Genomic DNA, 23,160 nt, shown 5'->3' with positions numbered 1-23,160 from the left:
TTTAGATGAAACCCGTTATTCAAGTAGAACATCTTTCCAAAGCCTATCAAATCGGACAGTTTGGTACGGGTACTATTTCACGCGATTTAGAACGTTTTTGGATGACCAAAGTTTTAGGGAAAGCAGATCCGTTTCTGAAAATTGGTGAAACCAATGACAGAACCCGTAAAGGAAATAGCGATATTGTATGGTCATTAAAAGACATCAATTTCGAAATCAACCAAGGGGAAGCCGTGGGAATCATCGGTAAAAACGGCGCCGGCAAAAGTACCTTATTAAAGCTGTTATCCCGGGTAACCGGTCCGACAACCGGTGAAATCAAAGTCAAAGGACGAATCGCCAGTTTGCTCGAAGTAGGTACCGGATTTCATCCCGAATTAACCGGTAGAGAGAATATCTATCTCAATGGCGCTATCTTGGGAATGCGAAAAAAAGAGATTACCCGTAAACTAGATGAAATAATAGATTTTTCCGGAGTAGAAAGGTATATCGATACCCCTGTAAAGCGTTATTCATCGGGTATGTACGTGCGACTCGCTTTTGCCGTAGCTGCACACTTGGAAAGCGAAATTTTGATTGTCGATGAAGTACTGGCTGTTGGAGATGCCGAGTTCCAAAAAAAGTGTTTGGGCAAAATGGGTGACATCAGCAAAGGACAAGGTCGAACGGTCTTATTTGTGAGTCACAATATGGCCGCGGTTCAAAGTTTGTGTTCTAAAGGGATTGTCCTCGAAAACGGCAGTATCAGTTATAATGGCGCTGTTGAAGGAGCGGTAGCATATTATTTGAAAGCATCCAACGATAATGCACATCGCGTGTGGCCTCATCAAGATGGCCCGCAAACCGATTTTTTGCGCCTATTGGAAGTTAAAGTATTGGATGTCCATAATGAAATCGCGCTCAATCATCTTATCTCCAATGAAGTTAGGATTGAATTTACCTATGAAATCACCAAAGAGGGTGCGTTGTTTACCCACGGATTGAATCTGTTTAACAATCATAACATTCATATTTTCAGCTCACACGACAAAGATTCAGAAACCCTACTCAAACCATCTGTAAAAGGAATCTATACAAGAACCATTCGCATTCCCGGAAACCTATTAGCCGACGGAGGCTATACCTGTAGTTTTGCGATTATGCGTTATGAACCTTTTCAGGTCGAATTGCACGAAATGGAAATCGTAGGATTTACTATTATTGACGAATTAGACAGTACCGATATCAGAGGGAAATACACCGGAAGAATTCCGGGTGTAGTCAGACCTTTATTAGAATGGCAATAACATGAGTTGGACAGGCGAACGATTAGAAACCTATATTTATACCCGAGACGCTGTAGAGCATTTGCATCGCTATAGTCTGCTCACACCCTACATCGCTGATAAAACCGTGCTGGATATCGCTTGCGGTGAAGGTTACGGTAGCGCCATTATGAGCAAAACCGCTGCCCGTGTATACGGAGTTGATATTGATGCCGATACGGTGACCAAAGCCCAAGCAAAATACAAAAGAGAGAATCTCTCCTTTCAGGAGGGTAGCGCCGCTGCCATTCCGTTACAGGATCACTCGGTCGATGTGGTCGTTAGTTTTGAAACCATCGAACATCACGATAAGCATCGTGAAATGCTTTCCGAAATTAAAAGGGTGTTAAAACCTTCCGGGATGTTGATTATTTCTACACCTGATAAATTGTACTATTCCGATGCCCGAAATTTTAAAAACAAGTTTCATGTCAAAGAATTGTACAAACAGGAGTTCGTCGATTTAATCGCCGCTCATTTTGCCAACTTGCAGTTGCTGACACAGGAATATGTTAATGGCAATTCCCTGATTCAGGATGATGCGTCAGAAAAGATAGCAATATTTACCGGTAATTACAGCGAAGTGCAAACACAACACATTCCACCGTTGTACCTCATTGCTATCGCTGCGGATGTCGAATTTGCACGTCAAAAAGCGAGCCTGTTCGACGGCAATTCATTTGTGAATGCTGAAATTGACAGTAAAGTGCGGTATGTTTATCAAAGTACAACATATAAACTGGGACATACGCTACTGCGACCTTTTAAATTTATCAAGCATTTGTTTACCTAATGTTAGCCATTGTCATTCCGTATTACAAATTTCAATTTTTTGAGGCGACGCTTGAGTCGCTGCACGCTCAAACCAATAAACGGTTTGTCGTTTACATTGGGAATGACGCCGGACCTGTTGACCCTGAGCCGCTCATTCAACAATACGAAAGGCATTTTCCGATAGTGTATCAAAAATTTGAAGACAATCTCGGCAAAACATCATTGGTGAGACATTGGAATCGTTGTTTGTCTATGATACAAGACGAAGAATGGCTCATGATTTTAGGGGATGATGATGTATTAGACAGCCATGTAGTGGCGACTTTTTATGACCATTTGGCAGCCATACAAAAAGTAGCCCATGTGGTTCGATTTGCTACCGTTAAGATTGATGAAAAGGACGGTGTTACTTCTCCGGTGTACCAACATGACCCGTTGGAAAATGCTGTCGATTTGTTGTTCAGCGGCAAGAGAAGTTCTCTGAGCGAATATATATTTAACCGAAATCGTGTTTTGACGATAGGGTTCCGTGAGCTTCCATTAGCTTGGTATTCGGATATTTTAGCGGTGTTAGAGTTCTCCGATTTTAAAAAGATATATTCTATTAATGAAGCCATCGTCAAAATCAGAGTGTCAAGCAGCAGTATCTCAGGGAGTACTGATAATTTCAAACTCAAAGCCGAAGCGGCCTTACAATTCTACACCTACTTGCTCCAACATAAAAACGCCTATTTCAACAAAGCACAACGCATACAGTTAGTCGAAAAATTGTCTAAAGCTTTCCTGCAAAACAAGAAAGCCTTCGGTTATTTTTTTACGATTTCTAAAATTTACTTTCGATTGGCCTTACCGTATCGGTATCTACTATTCCTGAAAAGAATCGTATTTAGTACCTTGAAAATAAATTAGAGTCCTTATTTTTGAATATTACTTTTTTAAGTTCATTCATTACCGAATTACATGAGTCAAACCGTTATAGAAGTCGAAAATTTATCCAAAATGTACCAACTCGGAAAGATTGGTACGGGTACCGTTTCGCGCGATTTAGAGCGTTTTTGGCTCACTAAGGTCAGAGGAAAAGAAGATCCGTTTCTGAAAATCGGAGAAGCTAATGATCGAAGCAGTAAAGGAGAAAGCGATATTGTTTGGTCTTTACGCGATATTAATTTCAAAATTAATCAGGGTGAAGCCGTAGGCATTATCGGGAAAAACGGCGCCGGTAAAAGTACCTTGCTCAAACTGTTGTCCCGAGTCACCGCACCCACAACCGGAGCGATTAAAGTGAGAGGCAGAATTGCCAGCTTGCTCGAAGTCGGAACAGGTTTTCACCCGGAACTCTCGGGTAAAGAAAACATCTATCTCAATGGCGCCATTTTGGGGATGCGTCAAAAAGAAATTACCCGTAAACTGGATGAAATTATCGATTTTTCGGGCGTAGAGCGCTACATTGATACCCCGGTAAAGCGCTATTCTTCAGGGATGTATGTGCGTTTGGCTTTTGCAGTAGCGGCCCATTTGGAAAGCGAAATTTTAATTGTAGATGAGGTTTTAGCTGTTGGGGATGCCGAGTTTCAAAAAAAGTGTTTGGGCAAAATGGGTGACATTAGCAAAGGTCAAGGAAGAACAGTCTTATTTGTGAGTCACAACATGACGGCAGTTCAGAGTTTGTGTACGCATGGTTTGGTCATCGATAAAGGCAGTGTCATTTTTGATGGGACTATTACCGATTCCATTACCCGATATTTGGAATTGGGCAACAAGGCTGTATCCGGCAACGCCATGGTAAGCTTTGGAGACGAGGTGTTTGAAGTAACGGGTCAAGTGTATAATGATCAGCTTCATTCCAAAAATGCCTTTCGTTCCGGAGAAGATATTGTTATCGACTTACAGGCCATCGGCACGCATGAAATCGATTTTAAACAGTATGTTTTCGAATTGAAAATTGTGGACCCTTTCGGCAATATCATTTCGGTAGTTTCTTCGTATTTGTCGGGTTTTACTATCGATAAAAAAGACAGCAGTGCCATAATCAGAGTTAAGATTAATGCGTTGAATCTTATGAAAGGCCAATACAATATCAATTTGGTCGTTGTTAATTATAACGATACTTCTAAAGTTTTTACTGCCGAAAATTTCATGGCTATCGAAATTATAGACGCTTTGCAAATGAATATTATCAGAGACATCAATCCGAGATTGCACGGCCATGTAGCGCTCAAATCTACTTGGGATGTCCTATAAAAAAACAACGACATGAGAAAACTGAAATCATCGGTCAAAAAACGTTTACGATTGTTGTTGAACCGGCTGTTTACAAAAAGTCGTTGGTACAACCAACGTGTGTTTACAAAAATTTACCGACACGATTTATTCAATACCCGGAGCAGTAACGATCACAATGTTTCTAAATCAGGTTCGGGATCCGATTTAGAACAAACCAAAGCGCTCATCGAACAGTTGCCCGTTTTATTTCAAAAATATAAGATTCAAAGTCTGTTGGATTTGCCTTGCGGCGATTTCTTTTGGATGCAAAAAGTAGATTTAACCGGAATTCAATACATCGGAGGCGATATTGTAGCCGATGTAATCAAAAAGAACAATGCCGCTTTTGCTTCCGAGCATATTGCTTTTCGGGAAATCGATATCATCAACGACGATTTACCCAAAGTCGATCTGATACTATGCCGCGATTTACTGGTGCATTTAAAAAACCAACAGATTATCGCCGCGCTTAAAAATATCAAAAAAAGCGGCTCCAAGTATTTACTGACGACCAGTTTTAAAAATACAACCCACAACCAAGATAATGGGGTTATCGGATTTTGGCGGACTATTAATTTGGAGTTGGAACCTTTTAATTGGAAGTATCCGATTGATGAAATTTTTGAAAATTGTACCGAGGGCAACGGCAAGTACAACGACAAATATTTACTGCTGTATCAAATCAATCCCTAAACCGATTTGTATTGAAAAAGAAATTGCTTTTGTTCGGGCCTATTGGCGATTTTGGCGGAAGAGATGTCGAAGTCAATATTATTGCCCAATCGCTTTCCAATCACTACGAAATTTCGATAGTATCGACTAAATATTTTACCCGAAAAAGTTATGCCCTGCGCAATTTACCCTTAGTCTCGGCTACTTCTTTTCAACAAGAACTTTATAAAAGTTCTTGTTTTATTCGGTTTTGGGCGTATGTGATGTATCTCAAAAATAAGAAAAAACAACAGCCGTATGCCTATGTTCAAAATGCCGTTTCAAAAAGTTTTTTTGATTTTGAAAAGAAAAAAGAAGCTATAGTAACTCGGTGTATAACCGAATCCGATGTGGTTATTGCTTGTGTGCAACCCAGCAGCGCTTATTTGAAAACCGCATTGGAAATCAGTGCGCGTCAAAAGAAACCCTTTTGGATTAGAACTACCGGTACCATACGCACATTACAACCTGAAATGTTCGATTTTTTGAAAAAAGCGACCGGTTTCATCCATCATTCACAGGCGAATGCCTTGAACCTCAATCGTCAATTGCCACTGCCTTATGTGATTATCGATCAATGTGCTCAGGAAGAACAAAAATTATTGGCCTTACCCATTCCGGAAAAGAAAATGGTTTTTGGCTATTTGGGACGTCTCAGTCCCGAAAAAGGAATCCTCGAATTGATTCGTTTTTTTCAAAATTATCCGGAAGGCCAATTACGGATTTCCGGTAATGGGCCATTACAACAAGAAGTGCTTGAAACTATAAAAGGCTACGATAATATTCGGTATCTGGGACAATCACATCCCGATGAGCTCCAGTTGTTCTTTGCTCCAATTTCCGTTTTAATCATTCCTTCTCACGAAGAATCAGGACCATTGGTGGGTTTGGAGGCCATGGCTTCGGGCAGGCTGATTATTTCTACCGAGGTAGGTGCCATGAAAGAGCGATTGGCCGGAACAAAAAATGATTTTTGGTTCCAAATTAACCATCAGCACTCTTTTTTTGATAGCTTAGCCGCTGTAAATGCGTTGCCTAATGAAGCATTTCACGAAATTGCACAAAACAACCGACAACGGTATTTAGCCGAGTATCAATTTTCGGCCATACAACAGAAGTACCGGAATTGTCTGGAAAATGATGTCACACCATGAGAGTAGGAACGAATCCTAAAATAGGCCAATCATTACCGCTATCGGATTATTTTCATCAGGTAATTGTTCCGGTGTATATTCCCGATAATGAGGGCTATTTTAAAGACAGTTTCGAAGTGTTTAAAATATCTTTGGCTTCTTTACTGAAAACATGTCACGCCAAAACCTATATTGCTGTGGTTAATAATGGTTCTTGTTCCGAAGTGGTGTCGTATTTGCACGATTTGTATCAGAAAGGTTCCATTCACGAATTGCTGCACACGCCCAATATCGGGAAGGTAAATGCGGTCAATAAAGCGTTGATGGGGTCATCTTTTCCCTGGGTAACTGTAGCCGATGCGGATGTGCTTTTCTTGAACGGTTGGCAACAGGCAGTTTATACGGTGTTTAATGCGTTTCCCAAAGCGGGAGCCGTGTGTACCACTCCCAATTCCAGAGCTTTTAAACGCTTAACTGAAAATATCTTTTTTGATTGCTTTTTTTCTCGCTCCCTACGGTTTACCGCAGTCAAAAACAGCCAAGCTATGGTCCGTTTCCTTGATAGTATCGGAAATCCTATGGAACTGCGCCCGATTCATCTGCAAAAATATTTGACCGTGAATCATGATCAAGTTTCGGCAGTGGTTGGTGCCGGACATTATGTGTGCACCTACAAACGAAAAGCATTACCTGAGTGTGGTTTCGGGAACGTCAATACTTTGTTGGGCAAAAAAGTAATGGATGCCATTGACACCGCTATTGTGCGAAAAGGGTATTGGCGACTCTCCACAGCCGAAAATTACACCTATCACATGGGAAATGTAGCAGAGGCCTGGATGACAGAAGAATTGAATCGGCTTCAACAGGAACGGCAAGAAGTTCCGGCACCGCAAGAGGTTGTCGTTCGTTTTTCTCCGCTTCTGAATGGGTTTAAAATGAATGTTTTCGGAAAGATATTGTTTTCGCGACAGCTCTTTTGGAAAAATTTTCTTCGTTTCAAAGGGTTAAAAAAAGAAGAAGCTAAGTATTATTAACTGAGCATTTTCAATACATTAGCACCACAAAAGAATACCATCATGAGAGTTGGATTTAATCCGCATAAAGACAAGCCTTTAGAAAAGAGCCATTACATTCATCAGGTAATTGTTCCGGTTTATATTCCCCATGCCGAAGGCTATTTCAAAGATTCTTTTACGGTATTGCAACACTGTCTCAATTCATTAATCCAATCGGTGCACTCCAAAACCATGATCACCGTGGTAAATAACGGCAGCAGTAAAGAAGTGGTACACTATTTAAACCAACTATTTGAAGCCCAAAAAATTCAGGAGTTAATACACACCGAAAACTTAGGAAAAATAAATGCCATCTTAAAAGGGGTAACCGGAAACAATATCGAATTGGTAACCATATCCGATGCGGATGTTTTATTTTTAAAAGATTGGCAAAAAGAAACCGTATCGGTTTTTAATCACTTTCCGCAAGCCGGTGTCGTCGGTATCGTGCCGCAAATCAGAATGTTCGAATATTTTTCGGGCAATCTAATTTTTGACCACTGGTTTTCTTCGAATTTAAAATTTACACCGCTCCAAAACCCGGAAGCGTTTAAAAAGTTTTATTATAGTATTGGTTGGGGAGAAGACTACAATCCCGATTATTTAAAATGGACACTTACGTTGGACCAAAATAAGGCAAGGGCAGTAGTGGGTTCGGGGCATTTTGTGGCGACTTACAAAAAAGAATTGTTCGGTGAAATTAAAACGTATTTGGGTTTTAAATTGGGTGCCGATACGGAACGCTATCTCGATGAAAAGCCACTAAGCAAAGGTCTTTGGCGTTTGACAACGGTAGACAACTATGCCTATCATATGGGCAATGTAGCGGAGGATTGGATGGCAGAAACCATACAGAACAATGCCGTGGCAGAAGTACCCGTTGTGACTTTGCAACCCTCTTCTCGGTCATATGTGCCCAACACCTTTTCTTTTTTTATCAAAAACCGCCTTTTTACCAAACTCTTCGATAAAAAGTGGGTGCGACGCTATTTTTATAAAGCCAAGGGCTTGCCAAAAGAAGTCGCTCAAAACTATTAAACCATGCAGGGTAAACCCAAAATAGCCATACTGATTGCAACAAAAGACCGCTGCAATGATTTGTTGTTTACGCTGGGTAAAATTCAGTATTTATGGAATGATGAGGTTTCTTGTGTGGTTTTTGACGACGGCTCCACCGACGGTACTTTTGAAAAGGTGCAGACTCAATTTCCGCAAATCAAAGTGTATCGCAATGAAATGGCCCAAGGCTATCTTTATTGCCGGAATAAAATGCTCAACGAAACCGATGCCGATTATGCGGTTTCTTTGGATGATGATGCCCATTTTCTTACCGAAAATCCCTGGCACATCAGTATAGATTATTTCGAGCAACATCCCCATTGTGGTTTGATTGCCGCCCGAATTTTTTGGAGTAAAACGCCAAGCGATTACCTAAATACTACTGAAAGACCACATCAAGTCAAAAGTTTTATCGGCTGTGGTCATATTTGGCGCATGAAGGCCTGGCACGAGATTCCGAATTATCCGGAATGGTACGAGTTTTACGGCGAAGAAAATTTTGCGGCTTTTCAATTGTTTAAAAGGAAATGGGAAGTGCATTATGTGCCCCAAATCTTAGTACAACACCGGGTGGATTTACAAGAAAGAGCTAAAAACAATACCGCTTTTGCCTTTCGCTACCGCAGAGCTATTCGAGCCGATTGGTACAATTATTTTTTGTTTTTGCCCTTGTTGAAGATTCCCAGACTCCTAGCGTATTCGCTTTGGATGCAGTGTAAAGGTAAAATTTTCAAAGGCCAACTCAAAGTGATTGCTCCCTTGATTTTGGCATTACTCGATTTACTGTTGGCTGTGCCGAAATTAATCCGCTACAGAAACGCACTGACGGTCACAGCCTATGAGGCTTACGTTAAATTAAACGAAACAAAAATATATTGGAAACCGGAAAAATAGTTACTTTTACTTCCGTTACAATCGATTTTGATGAACCGCAAACCTTATTTAATAGCCGAAATTGCCCAAGCGCACGAGGGCAGTTTGGGAATTTTACATTCCTACATTGATGCCGTGGCGAAAACCGGCGTTCAGGCCATTAAGTTTCAAATGCACTTGGCCGAGGCCGAAAGCAGTATTCATGAACCTTTTCGGGTACAGTTTTCCAAAGAAGATGCCACGCGTTTCGACTATTGGAAGCGTATGGAATTCACACTGGACCAATGGAAAGGCATCAAACAGCATTGTGACGAAGTGGGTTTGGATTTTATCTGTTCGCCGTTCAGCAATCTGGCTGTAGATTGGTTAGAAGAAATAGGCGTTCATACTTATAAAGTGGGTTCGGGCGAAGTCAATAATTTCCTGTTACTCGAAAAAATTACCCAAACCGGAAAGCCTATTATTCTTTCTTCAGGGATGAGCAGTTTTGCCGAATTGGATCAAACCGTTGCTTTTCTGAACAGCAAAAAAAGCCAATTTTCTATTTTGCAATGCACTACGGCCTATCCGACACAACCGGAGCAATACGGATTGAATGTGATAGCCGAATTAAAACAACGCTATAACATACCTATCGGTTTTTCCGATCATTCGGCTAAAATGGCGACAGGCATAGCTGCCGTAGCATTAGGTGCCGAAATCCTAGAGTTTCATGTGGTTTTTCACCGTACCATGTTCGGCCCGGATGCCATAGCTTCGCTCACCTTGGAAGAAACCAAACAGTTGGTCGAAGCCGTTCACGACATCCATTCGGCTTTGCAATATCCTATTCATAAAAACAACAATGCGGCTTTCAACGAACTCAAAAGTATTTTTGAAAAATCATTGGCCCTTAATAAAAATCTACCGCAAGGACATACCCTTACTTTTGCCGATTTAGAAAGTAAAAAACCGAAAGGATATGGTATTTCCGCTGCCGATTTCGAAAAAGTAATCGGAAGACAATTGACCAAAGACAAATCCCAATGGGATTTTTTGAATGAAGACGATTTATCATGAGTAACAAACGAAAAATAGCCGTAGTCATTACTGCACGACCTTCCTATAGCCGTGTAAAAACGGTATTGTCGGCCATAAAAAAGCATCCCGAATTAGAGTTGCAATTGATTGTAGCGGCTTCAGCTTTGCTCGATCGGTATGGCAGCGCAGTGAATTATATCGAAAAAGACGGTTTCGAAATTGCCGCCAAAGTTTTTAACGTTTTGGAAGGAGAGAACCTTACCGCAGCTGCTAAAACGACCGGTATCGGTATTTTAGAATTGTCGACTGTTTTCGACAACCTGCGTCCGGACATCGTGGTTACGGTGGCCGACCGATTTGAAACGATGGCTACAGCCATTTCGGCTTCGTACATGAACATCCCGTTAGCGCACATTCAAGGTGGCGAAGTCACCGGAAACATTGACGAAAAAGTGCGTCATGCCATTACCAAATTGGCCGATTACCATTTTGTAGCCTCCGAAAATGCCAAGCAACGCGTGATACAACTCGGTGAAAACCCTGAGATGGTGTTCAATACCGGTTGCCCTTCTATTGATATTGCGCAACAAGTGGCTGTTCATCAAACCTTATTGTTTAATCCGTATGAAAAATACGGTGGTGTGGGTTCGCAGCCCGATTTGAGCAGCGGTTATCTTGTAGTGATGCAACATCCGGTAACCAATGAGTATCAGGATTCCCGGAAACATATCGAAGCCACTTTGCGGGCGATTCAAAAAATAAACAAACCCACGCTTTGGTTTTGGCCGAATGTAGACGCCGGAGCCGACGGTACTTCCACCGGAATCCGTTCGTTTCGCGAAAAATATAAAATGGAAAATGTTCACTTTTTCAAAAATATGGAAGGTGATGATTTCCTGAATTTGTTGCATGCCTCACTTTGCCTGATTGGGAATTCCAGTGTTGGTATCCGCGAATGTGCCTATCTCGGTGTGCCGGTGGTAAATATCGGTTCGCGTCAAAATCGCCGTGATCGCGGACAAAACGTAGTGGATGTCACTTACGATGAAAATGAAATAGTATCGGCTGTAGCGTCTATACTGAACCAACAGAAAAGACCCAAGTCTGATGTTTATGGAGGTGGTGATGCCGGCGAAAAGATTGCCCAATTACTCCGGGAATTGCCATTGCAGTTTCACAAAACGATTACGTATTAATGAAGACCTTGGTCATCATACCGGCGCGAGGCGGCTCTAAAGGCGTACCTAACAAAAACATCAAAATCTTGGGAGATAAACCTTTGATAGCACATGCGATTGCCTGCGCTCAAGCCTCGCAAAAAGCAACACGGATAATTGTTTCCACCGATGCTGAAGCTATTGCAGTGGTTGCCCAACAATATGGTTGTGAAGTCGTTCTCCGACCGGAGTCTCTGGCTACCGATACCAGTAATGTGGTGACTGCCGTGGCGCATGTTTACGCTGAGTTGCAAGAGGATTTTGATTTCATTGTGTTGTTGCAACCGACTTCTCCTTTGCGTACCGGTGCCGATTTGGATGCGATTATCACGCTTTTGGAAGAAGAAGACCATGTGGATGGCGTAATCAGTGTGGTACCGATGGATGATATGCATCCGGCTCGGATGTATACTCTGGGTAACGCAGCCGAATTGATTCCGTTTATGACAACCGGAGAAACAGCAAGACGCCAAGACTTAGCGCCCGTTTACTATCGAAATGGTTGTTTTTATGCGGTACGAACCAATGCTTTTTTGACAGAAAAATCGTTTATGGTGGCCCGTAAAAAAGCGTATGTAATGTCTGCCGAATGGCTTGCCAATATTGATACTCCGAGAGATTTTAAGATAGCTGAACTTTTGTATGCCGACTGGAAGCATGAAAATACTCCTCACTGAATCGGAAGATTTTAGCCCAAAGGCTATAGCCCAACTTCAACACCATTTTGAAGTGACTTGTTGTACCTTCAAGTCAAAGGACGAATTGTTAGACAAGATAGGTGATTATGATGTTTTGTTTGTTCGATTGCGATTTAAACTGACACAAGAGGTGTTAGAAAAGGCACCGAAGTTGAAATACATATTGACGGCTACCACAGGTTTAGACCACATTGATGTGGCGTATTTTGAAAGTCGCGGCGGAAAAATCATTTCGCTACAAGGCGAAACCGATTTTTTAGGTTCGATACCTTCCACTGCCGAGCATACTTGGGCCTTATTGTTAGCATTACTCAAAAAAATTCCGACCTCTTTTGAAGATGTCCGCGACGGAAACTGGAATCGCGACGCTTTCAAAGGCCATAATCTCAGCGGAAAGAAAATCGGCATTTTAGGATTGGGAAGAGTAGGAAAACAAGTAGCTCATTTTGCGCGAGCTTTCGGGTTGGAAGTTGGCTATTTTGACCTGGTTTCTCAAACCAATACCTATAAAAGTTTTTCAAATCCGAAAGAACTTTTCGGTTGGGCCGACATCATCAGCATTCATATTCCGTTGCATGATGGAACAGTCAACTTTGTCAATGAATCGCTTTTACAGCATTGCCCGGCGCATGCCGTTTTGATTAATACCTCTCGCGGGGCAGTTTGGGATGAAAACTACATCGCTGAAATGTTGAAGCAAAATAAAATTAGCGGTATTGCTACCGATGTTTTACCGGATGAATACCGCAAAGAAAAAATTAAATACAATCCCTTGGTACAATTGGCCAATGAAGAATATAATGTTATTATTACACCGCATATTGCCGGCGCCACCTATGAATCGATGGCGATGACTGAAGAATTCATAGTGTCTAAATTCATAAAAATGACAGTATAATATGTGCGGAATAGCCGGTATCATTGGACCTGACGCCCAACAGCAGCAATTAGTACGAATGCTCGATGCTCAAAAGCATCGCGGCCCCGATTTCACAGCGCATTGGGTTGTTGAAAATGTAGTGGCTTTGGGTCATAATCGACTGAGTATTATTGATTTGTCTGAAGGTGCTAACCAGCCTTTCTTTAGTGATTGCGGCCATTATGTGATGGTTTTTAACGGTGAGATTTACAACTACTTAGAACTTCGCCAACAATTACAGTCGAAGTACGTTTTTAAAACTCAATCAGATACTGAAGTGTTACTGAATGCCTATCGCGAATGGGGCGAAAATTGTCTGGAACGATGCAACGGCATGTTTGCTTTCGCGATATGGAATTGCAAAGAACGCTCTTTATTTGCCGCTCGAGATCGATTTGGGGTGAAACCGTTTTACTACTATTTCGACCGGCATCATTTCTATTTTGCTTCCGAAATCAATACGTTGTTTGCCGCTGGTGTAGTCAAAAAACCAAATGATACGGTATGGCTTAACTTCTTTTCCGAAGGCAGTTACGGTTTGCCGAATGAGACGTTTTGGAGCGGTATTCAACAATTGGAAGCGGGTCATTTGTTAATCCTGAAAAACAACTACCTGAAGTTAAAAAAATGGTATCATTTTGAGGAGCGCATTGCCCGTTTACAGCATCAATTCAGTCCCAACGAAGATGCCTATATCACTGATTTATTGCTCAGGGCTATTCATTTACGTTTCAAAGCAGATGTCCCTGTGGGTTTTAACCTGAGCGGTGGTTTGGATTCGAGTACGTTGTTGGCCTTGATTGACCAACAAGATATTGACAAATCGGCCATAGAAGCGTTTACTTTTATTACCCATGACGCGCGATACGATGAATTACCTTGGGTGCAATTGATGGTGGAGAGCCGACCCTATACCCTTAACATTTGTCCGCTTTCGGCTCATGAAGTACCCGATTTATCACTTAAAATTGCCAAGTTACAAGCCGAACCTTACGGTGGTATTCCCACGATAGCCTATTCTAATGTTTTTAAAACGGCCAGTGAAAAAGGAGTGAAGGTTTTACTCGACGGACAAGGTTCTGATGAAGCTTGGGCCGGTTATGATTATTATCTTTCTAACTCTAACAGTATCGTTCAAGGTGTTGCCAAATCCCCTTTCAGAACCCAGGTTTTGGATGGTGATTTTGCCAAAGAGTACCGTAAAACCAATTACCCAAAACCTTTTGAAGATAATTTGCTCAATCTGCAGTACCGCGATTTATTCCGTACTAAAATTCCAAGAGCGCTTCGTTTTAACGACCGAGTTTCCATGATGTACGGTACCGAATTGCGGGAACCTTTTTTGGATTACGAATTGGTGGAATACGTTTTCAGTCGTCCAACCGATTTTAAAATCAAAGATGGCATACAAAAATGGATGTTGCGAAAAATAGCCGAAAAATTTCTGCAAAAGGATTTGGTTTTAGCACCCAAAAGACCGTTGCAAACCCCGCAACGAGAATGGCTTTCGGAAGATTTAAAAGATTGGGTTACCGCAGAAGTTGCTGTTTTAAAAAACAATCCATGGTTTGATAAAAAAAGTTTGGAATCCGAGCTGAATCATTTTTTTAATGGCGATAATCAGAGCAGTTTCCATATTTGGCAATGGATTAATGCGGCTCAAATTTTACACTAAGATGCAAAAAATTACACAGTTACACCGGTTGAATCTTCGCAATGGCTTGTTGGTTTTGCAGTATTTGCTGAAGCGTGTTTTGCATCTGAAAACGACCGAGAAGGAGCGAAGTATCAACGAATTCTATTTCCATCTTATCAGTTTTAACGGATTTCTCAAAGAAGACAATCCAAACGATTATGTGGCCTATTACCCCGATTTTAAGGTCACGTTGAAAATCAGAAAGCGACCGTCGAGCGATTTAGATGTATTCAGCCAGATTTACAGATACCGGGAATACCAGCCGGTCGTAGCCACATTTCAAAAGTTTTTTCCGAAAACTAAAACCTTGAATTTTATTGATGCCGGAAGCAATATCGGTTTGACAACGGTTTATTTTTCCACCTACTTTCCGAACTCAAATTTCATTGCCATTGAACCCGATAACTCCAACTTTGAAACCCTTTCTTTTAACCTTTCGGTCAATCGAATAGAAGCCAAAGACAAAGTTAGAGGTGGTGTTTGGAGCACCAATGCCCATTTGAAAATAGTGCGTGATTTTCGCGATCAAAACGATTGGTCGTTTCGGGTGGAAGCCGTTTCGGAAGTCACCGATCTAGAGGCCTATTCTATCAATTACTTACTCGAGAAAAACAACTTTGAGGGTATTGATATCCTTAAAATAGATATCGAAGGGTCGGAAAAAGAAGTATTGCTTTCGGCGGCATCCGATGTTTCTTATTTAGCCAAGACCAAATGTATTGCCATCGAAATTCATGACGAATTTGATTGCCGCGAAGCTATTTACGAAGTGTTGCGTAGGTATCATTTCGATTTTTTTAATTCGGGTGAATTAACTATCGGAATCAACCAATCATTGCTGTAAACAATTTCATTCAATTATTATTTGAAATACTAGTCGATGGCTGAATTTAGGCTGTATTTGCTTTCATATTAACTCGAAAATAAAGATATTTGAGACTTGAATTGAAAAACCAGCATGCAAAACCCAAAAATATTCATACTACTACCGGATGGTGTAGGTTTGAGAAATTTTTCCTTTACTAACTTTCACAAAATCGGAACTCAAAAAGGGTTCGATATTACCTTTTGGAACAATACTCCATTTGATTTAACCGACTTAGGCTTCAAGGAAATTCGCTTTACGAATCCTAAGGCGCATCCACTGACGGACTTATTAAAAAACGCGCAGACCCAAATCGAGTTAAATCTCAATATCAAAAAATCAAAGGATCCAATTTACAATCATTACCGCTTTCCGCTTTCGTATAAAAATATAAAAGCAGCTCTCAAAAGCACCTACATCAAAGGCTTGGTTTTGCGGTACAATTCGGAAGAAGGCTTGGTCAAGATTAGAAAGAACATTGCCCAACAAGAGCGTAAAACAAAATTGTATCACGATAGTTTGGCTACATTACAACACGAAAAACCGGCCATGGTTTTTTGTACCAATCAGCGTATGATGTTAGCGGTTGCGCCACTATTGGCTGCGCAAGATTTAGGAATTCCTACCGCTACATTTATTTTTTCGTGGGATAATTTACCAAAGGCCACTAAAATTATCGAAACCGATTACTATTTTGTGTGGAGCGAACACATGAAAAACGAATTGTTATACTACTATCCGTATGTCAAGGAGAGTCAGATAATAGTATCGGGAACGCCGCAGTTTGAACCTCATTTTGAAGCCGATTACTTGATGTCGAAAGAGGCCTTTTTTGCCGCATATCATTTGGATAACAGCAAAAAATACCTTTGTTTTTCGGGAGATGATATTACCACTTCGCCCAACGATCCCACTTATCTTGAAGACATGGCTCAAGCCGTGAAAAAGCTTAATGAAAAAGGACACCGTTTGGGTATCATTTTCAGAAGATGTCCGGTAGATTTTTCCAATCGCTTTGATAAAGTACTTTCAAAATACAGTGATTTAATCACACCAATCAATCCCAAATGGGAAAAAAAGGGTGAGGCTTGGCATGCCATTTTGCCCACCAAAGACGATTTGATTTTACAAATGAATACCATAAAGCATACCGAATTAGTCATTAATTTAGGGTCTTCGATGGTCTTTGATTACGCCGCTTTTGACAAACCTTGCGGTTATGTTAATTATGAAGTAAAAAACGCTTCGGCACCGCATTGGTCTGTTCATACCATTTATAAATTCATCCATTTCAGGTCGATGCCCAATAAAGAAACCGTTTTTTGGATTAATGACCCGGAAAGCATGGAACAGTTTATAGCGCAAACGCTCAACGGCAACAGCAGTGCTACTGTTGCCCATGCAAAAGCGTGGTTTGAAAAAATCAATCAGCATCCACCCACTTTGGCTTCTGAGCGAATTTGGACCGCTATACAACAGCTAATACAAAACTAATGGTAAAAGAACTCATCCTTTCGGATTACCAACGCTGCGGAATTTCTAAAATCTCTGTGGGGATTTTGTTTTCCGTTTTTTACGTCAAACCTAATCCCGGGTTGAAGTTCATGACCATTTTTCGACTGGTGCAACATTACCGTCGTAAAAATCGTTTGTTGTTTTATTTCTTTTTCCTTTGGTACCGTCGCTTACGTGTAAAATACGGTTTTGATATTTCGTATCGCACCCAAATAGGAAAAGGATTTTACATTGGTCATTTTGGCGGTATTGTTATTCATGGCGACAGTGTCATTGGCGATAACTGTAATATTTCTCAGGGAATCACCATAGGGGTGAGCAATTACGGCAAAAAAGCAGGTGTCCCAACCATTGGGAATGAAGTCTTTATGGGGCCGAACGCCGGAGTTTTTGGGAATATTACCATAGGGAATGGCGTCACCATCGGAGCCAATACTGTAGTCACAGAAAATATTCCCGACCATCAAACGGTACTGCCTGCAGCTACGGTTATCATTGCTAAAGATTTATCGCCCTATTACATTCAAAACAAAGCGAACTAATTTTAAAACTACATCCTCCATGTCCTACCAATCGCTTTTGCCTTTACTCCAAAAAACAGGAAGCACATTGTCGCCCGAGCAGTTTCAGGAGCGCATCAATATTGTGTTTCATAATTTTGAAGCCCAACATTACGATGCCATGCATACCGATATGTGGGGCAGTTTGCAAGAACAAATTAATTTATTGGTGGATGATGTTTTAGCTTGTAAAGAACCCGAATCCCAAACATTACGATTATTGGATATTGGTTGTGGCACCGGATTGAGTACACAAATGGTATTACACTCCAAATTAGGGGAGTACATCAGCCAATTAACCTTGTTGGATACGTCACCTGTGATGTTGCAGCATGCTGAAGCCAAAGCCAAGACTTGGGGAAAAACATACCGAACCATTAATGGCTATTTAAGCGATGTACAAGAACAGTTTGATGTGATTATCATCAGTTCGGTGTTGCATCATATACCTGATTTGGCCACCTTTTTACAGCAGGTGGACAAAGCTTTGCATTCGGGCGGAATACTGATTCATATTCAGGATCCGAATGGCGACTACATCAATTCTGAGGGCTATTTGCAACGCAAAAAGGAATACGAAAAAATACTTTCGGCTTTACCTAAGAAGCGAAAATTAACCGATTTCATTCCGAAATCGACGCTGAAATTCATCAAACGATTGTTGCATCGAAAAGACTATATCGACTTAATTAACGATCAGTTGTTGGCCGAAAAGACTATTAAAAAAAGGATGACGGCCGATGATATCTGGAGTGTTACTGACATTCATGTGGAAACCAAAAGCGATTCGGTTAACAAAGGTATCTCGTTACAATTTTTAAAATCGCAACTCCAAAATTTCGATTTGGTTCGAATGCGATCTTACGGGTTTTACGGTTATTTGAAAAGTGATTTAATCGAGACCTACCAGCAAAAGGAAGCTCAATTTATAGCCGAAAATCAGCCTAACGGCAGAAACATTGCTTGTGTTTGGATAAAAAAATAATCATGAAAATAGCTTTTCTCACTTCGGAATATCCGCACCCTAAAGCCAATTTTGCCGCAGGGATTGGGACAAGCATCATGAATTTGGCCAATGGGCTGCAACAATTAGGACATGAGATTACGGTGGTGATTTATGGTCAAGATCAAGACGAAACATTTACAGATAGCGGCATTGCCTTTTACAAAGTAAAGAATGTGAAGTTCAAAGGGCTATCGCGCTACTTGACGCAAAAAAAAATACAGCGTCTGTTGAATACTTTAGTTCGCGAAAAAAAAATCGATTTGGTTGAAGTAGCCGACTGGACCGGCATCAGTGACCGTCTTCGTTTGAATTGTCCTGTTGTTATTAAACTCCATGGTAGTGACACTTATTTTTGTCACTTAGACCGGCGTCCGGTAAAATACCTCAATTATAGCCGTGAAAAAAAAGCACTGCAACGCGCCGATGCTCATGCTTCGGTGAGCAAGTATGTGGCTGAAGTGACATCAAAATTATTTCAACTCCAGAATACGTTTACCATAATTCCTAACGGAATTGATTTGGAACAGTTCAACAACAATTTGGCAAGCGTTTCTTCGGACGAGCCCACCCTATTGTATTTCGGTACGCTCATCCGAAAAAAAGGACTACTCGAATTGCCCTTCATTTTTAATGAAGTGCATCGCCAATATCCTAGGGCAAAACTGATGCTTATAGGCCGTAATGCTTCCGATATTGTGACCGGAAACAGCTCTACTTGGCAAATGATGCAATCCTTGTTTGACGCTGATGCTTTAGCGAATGTGAATTATTTGGGGAGCGTTCCGTATGATCAAATCAAAGGATACCTTGCCAACGCAACCGTTTGTGTGTTTCCCACTTTCGCCGAAGCGCTACCTGTTTCCTGGATTGAAGCCATGGCCATGCGAAAAGCCATAGTGGCATCCAACATAGGTTGGGCTCCGGAAATAATTGATGATGGCGTGAATGGTTATGTGGTACATCCGAAAGACCATGCCGAATTCGCCGCCAAAATAGTCGCTTTGTTGGATAATCCGGCTTTGCGAAATCAAATGGGTCAAAATGCTCGTGACAAAGTCATACAGCAATTCAGTATAGCGGTGGTTGCTCGTAAAAATGAGGCATTTTATGATGCGGTTTTAGCAAAATTTAAAACCTCTAGGCCATGATTATTCTGTATCACAATCACTATAGGATAACTCAAGCGATTTCTTCGGCGGGACATACCATTTCACACGAAGTGAATCAAAATATCACCCATGGAATACTGCGTTTGGCTTCTCAATATCCCGATGAAATCTTGGTTTGGTGTCACGAGTCGTTGGCTGAAAGTCTCAATATCGGTCGGATAGAAAGTCTGTTTCACCACCACCGATTTTTGTTTTCCTACCAACCCAAAGGCCAGTATTTGGGACGCGAATTGGGGTATATCGAAGATTCTCCGTATGTTCAGGTCAACAAAACGGTTCGATACGCTACTTGGCAAATGAGCAGCGTGGTTGGTGCTGTACATGCTTCCGTTTTAAATGTTACGTTGTGTAAACCCGAATCAAATTTTGATTACTTTTTAAATTCTTTGGCCAAACGCGCCATGCCGCAAGGTATTTTTTGCTATTCCGAACCGCAATTGTTATCAGCTGCCTCTATAAGCCAGCCAACACCACAAGCAACTCTTTTTCAACTCTTTCGATTCACCAAACAGCACTATAAAACCCGATGGGTGTTTTTGTTGTTTTTTAATTTGATTTTATTCGAAAAACGATGGGCCATTCTCCCGCTATTGCGTTGTTTGTGCTATCAAAAGCGGAGGGTTTCGGGCAATCCATGGGAGTCGGTTTACTCAACTTCTGTAAAGAATATAGTTTCATCGGGAACGATAGATGTACTGATTCCTACGATGGGTCGGAAAAACTTTCTTCGAAACGTGTTATCCAATTTGGCCGCTCAAACGCATTTGCCGGTTAATGTGATTATTATCGAGCAAAATCCGGAACCAGATAGTATTTCTGACTTGAATTTTATTCAAAAAGAGTCATGGCCTTTTACTATCAAACACCAATTTACGCATCAAAGCGGTGCTTGTAATGCCCGAAATATGGGTTTGGCACTAGTGGAAAGCGAGTTTTGTTTTATGGCCGATGATGATATCGTATTTGAAAATGACTTGCTTGCAAAAGCCTTACACCATTTTACAACTACGGGTAATGAAGTGTTTTTGGTAGCCTGTCATTTACCGAATCAGAAAGTTGAGACGCAAGCGCCCAAACAATTTCCGGTTTTTGGTGCCGGACATGCTTTTGTCAAATCGAGTTGTGTACGCGATATTCGTTTCAGAATGGGCTATGAGTTCGGGTTTGGAGAAGATAATGATTTTGGCATGCAACTTCGATATAATGGCTATGATATTTTGTATATTTCTACCTCCAAAATTCTGCATCTCAAAGCGCCGATAGGGGGCTTCAGAACCCAACCGGTCTTACGTTGGCAGCAGCAGAAAGTTTTACCCAAACCATCGCCGACACTCATGTTGTTTCGATTGTTATACGACACGAAAGAGCAGTTACGCGGCTATAAAACAACGTTGTTTTTTAAAAACATCACCAAACGTTTCTTTATAAATCCGATACATTGTATCAAAACGTTTAACCAAAAATGGAACGCGAGTGTATATTGGGCCCAACAATTAAAAAAGGAATAAGATGCGTTTTACACTTATCATTTGTACGTACATGAGACCGCAGCCTTTACTGAAATTATTGCATTCGGTAAAGGAGCAAACCGTTTATCCCGATGAAATTTTGATTGTTGATGGCTCTATCGATAATGCTACCGAGCAAATGTTGGCGCAACATTCCTTTAATCACCTGAAGTATTTTTTGGTTAGCAAAGAAGACAGAGGTTTAACCAAACAACGCAATTTCGGGATTGCCCAAGTAGATGCTGCTTCAGAGGTTGTCTGTTTTTTAGACGATGATACCCTATTGGAGCCCCATTACTTTGAAGCCTTACTTCATACGTACCAGCTGCATCCTGAAGCTTTGGGAGTGGGTGGTTACATTACCAATGAAGTAATTTGGGAAAAGGTTTCGGAGGATTATAAACCTACGGTTTACGAGTTTTTTTACGATGGTTGGAAGAAAAAAGACGGGAGTAGGTTTGTGCTTCGGAAAAGATTAGGATTGGATACCGACAGGCCGCCGGGATTTCTTCCCGAATTTTCCCATGGCCGAAGTGTAAGTTTTTTACCGCCATCCGGAAAAATATACCCGGTTGAGCAATTAATGGGTGGTGTTTCCTCTTTCCGAAAAAGTGTTTTCGAATCTTTTCAGTTTTCTACTTATTTCGAAGGATATGGATTGTATGAGGATGCCGATTTCACACTCAGGCTTTCCAAAACCGGAAAACTGTTTGTAAATACCGGTGCTCGTTTAGGCCATTACCACGATCAATCGGGCAGACCCAATAAATTTACTTACGGCAAAATGTCGGTGCGAAACGGTTGGTATGTTTGGCGGGTAAAGTACCCTAATCCTTCATTTAAAGCCCAATTGAAATGGAATACCATCACTTTAGTATTGGCATTTATCAGATTTAGCAATATATTTACGACCCATAAAAGGCAAGAAGCTTTTACGGAATTTTTAGGAAGACTGGCCGGCTGGTTTTCTTTATTCATTAAAAAACCGCGTTAGACGTATGAAAACTCAAGAAGAAATTATTGAAATCAACAAAAAGCAAAAAGATTTTTATAATTACAAGAGCGATAAGAAAAACTTACCGACTAAGATTTGGTATTATTTCAGAGAAAAAACCCTGAAAAAAATCCGAAAAGACATCGGTATTTTGAGTGAATCGTACGAAATTCACAAAACGTGGTTTGGTGATTTATCCGATAAAAAAGTATTGGATTTGGGCTGTTATGCCGGAAATCACTGGAGTTTGTATTTGGCCGAAAAAAGCAAACAATTTATTGCACTCGATTTGAGCGATATGGCCATAGCCAAACTCAACGAAAGATTAAAACCGTTTCCCAATGCCGAAGCCATAGCTGCCGATTTCTTGTCGGAGGAGTTTGCGGAAAAAGATTTTGATATTATTTATGCTTACGGAGTGCTACACCATTTTCAAAATCCGGATGTTTTGATTGCTAAACTTAATGAAAAATTGGCTCCCAACGGTGTCATCATCAGTTATGATCCGCTGGAAACCAGTTTGCCTATTAAAATCATGAGGGTTTTGTACCGTCCCTTTCAATCGGATAAAGATTGGGAATGGCCTTTTACCCGTAAGACCTATTTCAAATTTGCCAATACGTTTAAAATAGTGGAACGTCACGGGCTTTTAGGTCAGGCTAAATGGTATTTTATTATGAATTTTATTCCGTTTTTGTCTGAAGAGAAAAAGCAAAGTATCGGTCGAAAATGGCATAAAAAAGATTGGGAATTATCGTCAAAATCCGATAGTCATTTGTTTAAATGCATGCATGTAACCATGTTAATGCAAAAAAAGTAAGC

The 23,160-nt window shown here is 41.0% G+C and carries 22 protein-coding genes; all 22 read left to right on the top strand.

Annotated elements, in window-relative coordinates:
• The first annotated feature begins 5 nt into the window (after positions 1-5).
• The 22 genes from QHT84_RS09675 (at position 6) to QHT84_RS09570 (ending at position 23,158) form a co-directional block, all read left to right on the top strand.
• Positions 6-1,286, top strand: a complete 1,281-nt coding sequence (locus QHT84_RS09675; protein WP_283239357.1) for an ABC transporter ATP-binding protein — start codon at positions 6-8, stop codon at positions 1,284-1,286.
• Between the two features lies 1 nt (position 1,287).
• Positions 1,288-2,097: a class I SAM-dependent methyltransferase gene (locus QHT84_RS09670; protein ID WP_283239356.1), complete on the top strand. Its 810-nt coding sequence runs from the start codon at positions 1,288-1,290 to the stop codon at positions 2,095-2,097.
• On the top strand, positions 2,097-2,987 hold the full coding sequence (locus QHT84_RS09665; RefSeq protein WP_283239355.1) for a glycosyltransferase family A protein: 891 nt from the start codon (positions 2,097-2,099) through the stop codon (positions 2,985-2,987). Before QHT84_RS09670 ends, QHT84_RS09665 begins: the two co-directional genes overlap by 1 nt.
• Before the next feature lie 51 nt (positions 2,988-3,038).
• Positions 3,039-4,319 (top strand): ABC transporter ATP-binding protein, encoded by a 1,281-nt coding sequence (locus QHT84_RS09660; RefSeq protein WP_283239354.1) that lies wholly within the window; start codon positions 3,039-3,041, stop codon positions 4,317-4,319.
• A gap of 12 nt (positions 4,320-4,331) precedes the next feature.
• The gene (locus tag QHT84_RS09655) at positions 4,332-5,033 is read left to right on the top strand and encodes a class I SAM-dependent methyltransferase (protein ID WP_283239353.1); all 702 of its coding nucleotides are present in this window, start codon (positions 4,332-4,334) and stop codon (positions 5,031-5,033) included.
• An 11-nt stretch (positions 5,034-5,044) separates the two neighbouring features.
• Positions 5,045-6,205, top strand: coding sequence for a glycosyltransferase family 4 protein (locus tag QHT84_RS09650; RefSeq protein ID WP_283239352.1), 1,161 nt, complete (start codon positions 5,045-5,047; stop codon positions 6,203-6,205).
• Positions 6,202-7,218, top strand: coding sequence for a glycosyltransferase family A protein (locus QHT84_RS09645; RefSeq protein ID WP_283239351.1), 1,017 nt, complete (start codon positions 6,202-6,204; stop codon positions 7,216-7,218). Before QHT84_RS09650 ends, QHT84_RS09645 begins: the two co-directional genes overlap by 4 nt.
• 42 nt (positions 7,219-7,260) lie before the next feature.
• Positions 7,261-8,277: a glycosyltransferase family A protein gene (locus tag QHT84_RS09640; RefSeq protein ID WP_283239350.1), complete on the top strand. Its 1,017-nt coding sequence runs from the start codon at positions 7,261-7,263 to the stop codon at positions 8,275-8,277.
• Between the two features lie 3 nt (positions 8,278-8,280).
• On the top strand, positions 8,281-9,192 hold the full coding sequence (locus tag QHT84_RS09635; protein WP_283239349.1) for a glycosyltransferase family 2 protein: 912 nt from the start codon (positions 8,281-8,283) through the stop codon (positions 9,190-9,192).
• Positions 9,193-9,222: 30 nt separating this feature from the next.
• The gene (locus tag QHT84_RS09630; RefSeq protein WP_283239348.1) at positions 9,223-10,230 is read left to right on the top strand and encodes an N-acetylneuraminate synthase family protein; all 1,008 of its coding nucleotides are present in this window, start codon (positions 9,223-9,225) and stop codon (positions 10,228-10,230) included.
• Positions 10,227-11,387, top strand: coding sequence for a UDP-N-acetylglucosamine 2-epimerase (neuC, locus tag QHT84_RS09625; protein ID WP_283239347.1), 1,161 nt, complete (start codon positions 10,227-10,229; stop codon positions 11,385-11,387). The genes QHT84_RS09630 and neuC overlap by 4 nt, the downstream gene beginning before the upstream one ends.
• Positions 11,387-12,085 (top strand): acylneuraminate cytidylyltransferase family protein, encoded by a 699-nt coding sequence (locus QHT84_RS09620; RefSeq protein WP_283239346.1) that lies wholly within the window; start codon positions 11,387-11,389, stop codon positions 12,083-12,085. The genes neuC and QHT84_RS09620 overlap by 1 nt, the downstream gene beginning before the upstream one ends.
• Positions 12,066-13,004 (top strand): NAD(P)-dependent oxidoreductase, encoded by a 939-nt coding sequence (locus QHT84_RS09615; RefSeq protein WP_283239345.1) that lies wholly within the window; start codon positions 12,066-12,068, stop codon positions 13,002-13,004. Before QHT84_RS09620 ends, QHT84_RS09615 begins: the two co-directional genes overlap by 20 nt.
• Before the next feature lies 1 nt (position 13,005).
• Positions 13,006-14,700, top strand: a complete 1,695-nt coding sequence (asnB, locus tag QHT84_RS09610; protein WP_283239344.1) for an asparagine synthase (glutamine-hydrolyzing) — start codon at positions 13,006-13,008, stop codon at positions 14,698-14,700.
• A 1-nt stretch (position 14,701) separates the two neighbouring features.
• Positions 14,702-15,565: an FkbM family methyltransferase gene (locus QHT84_RS09605; protein ID WP_283239343.1), complete on the top strand. Its 864-nt coding sequence runs from the start codon at positions 14,702-14,704 to the stop codon at positions 15,563-15,565.
• 114 nt (positions 15,566-15,679) lie between these two features.
• Entirely contained in the window at positions 15,680-17,080 is a 1,401-nt protein-coding gene (locus QHT84_RS09600) for a glycosyltransferase family protein (protein ID WP_283239342.1), read from the top strand.
• Positions 17,080-17,643 (top strand): serine O-acetyltransferase, encoded by a 564-nt coding sequence (locus tag QHT84_RS09595; RefSeq protein ID WP_283239341.1) that lies wholly within the window; start codon positions 17,080-17,082, stop codon positions 17,641-17,643. The genes QHT84_RS09600 and QHT84_RS09595 overlap by 1 nt, the downstream gene beginning before the upstream one ends.
• Positions 17,644-17,662: 19 nt before the next feature.
• Positions 17,663-18,646, top strand: coding sequence for a class I SAM-dependent DNA methyltransferase (locus tag QHT84_RS09590; protein ID WP_283239340.1), 984 nt, complete (start codon positions 17,663-17,665; stop codon positions 18,644-18,646).
• Positions 18,647-18,648: 2 nt separating this feature from the next.
• Entirely contained in the window at positions 18,649-19,815 is a 1,167-nt protein-coding gene (locus QHT84_RS09585; RefSeq protein WP_283239339.1) for a glycosyltransferase family 4 protein, read from the top strand.
• Complete coding sequence (locus tag QHT84_RS09580; protein WP_283239338.1) at positions 19,812-21,344, top strand: glycosyltransferase family 2 protein; 1,533 nt, start codon at positions 19,812-19,814, stop codon at positions 21,342-21,344. Before QHT84_RS09585 ends, QHT84_RS09580 begins: the two co-directional genes overlap by 4 nt.
• 1 nt (position 21,345) lies before the next feature.
• On the top strand, positions 21,346-22,338 hold the full coding sequence (locus QHT84_RS09575) for a glycosyltransferase family 2 protein (RefSeq protein WP_283239337.1): 993 nt from the start codon (positions 21,346-21,348) through the stop codon (positions 22,336-22,338).
• Positions 22,339-22,342: 4 nt separating this feature from the next.
• Positions 22,343-23,158, top strand: a complete 816-nt coding sequence (locus tag QHT84_RS09570) for a class I SAM-dependent methyltransferase (RefSeq protein ID WP_283239336.1) — start codon at positions 22,343-22,345, stop codon at positions 23,156-23,158.
• Positions 23,159-23,160 lie beyond the last annotated feature (2 nt).

This window comes from Flavobacterium sedimenticola (assembly GCF_030053345.1).
Taxonomy (GTDB): Bacteria; Bacteroidota; Bacteroidia; order Flavobacteriales; family Flavobacteriaceae; genus Flavobacterium; species Flavobacterium sedimenticola.
This window is presented reverse-complemented; position numbering and strand designations above follow the sequence as displayed.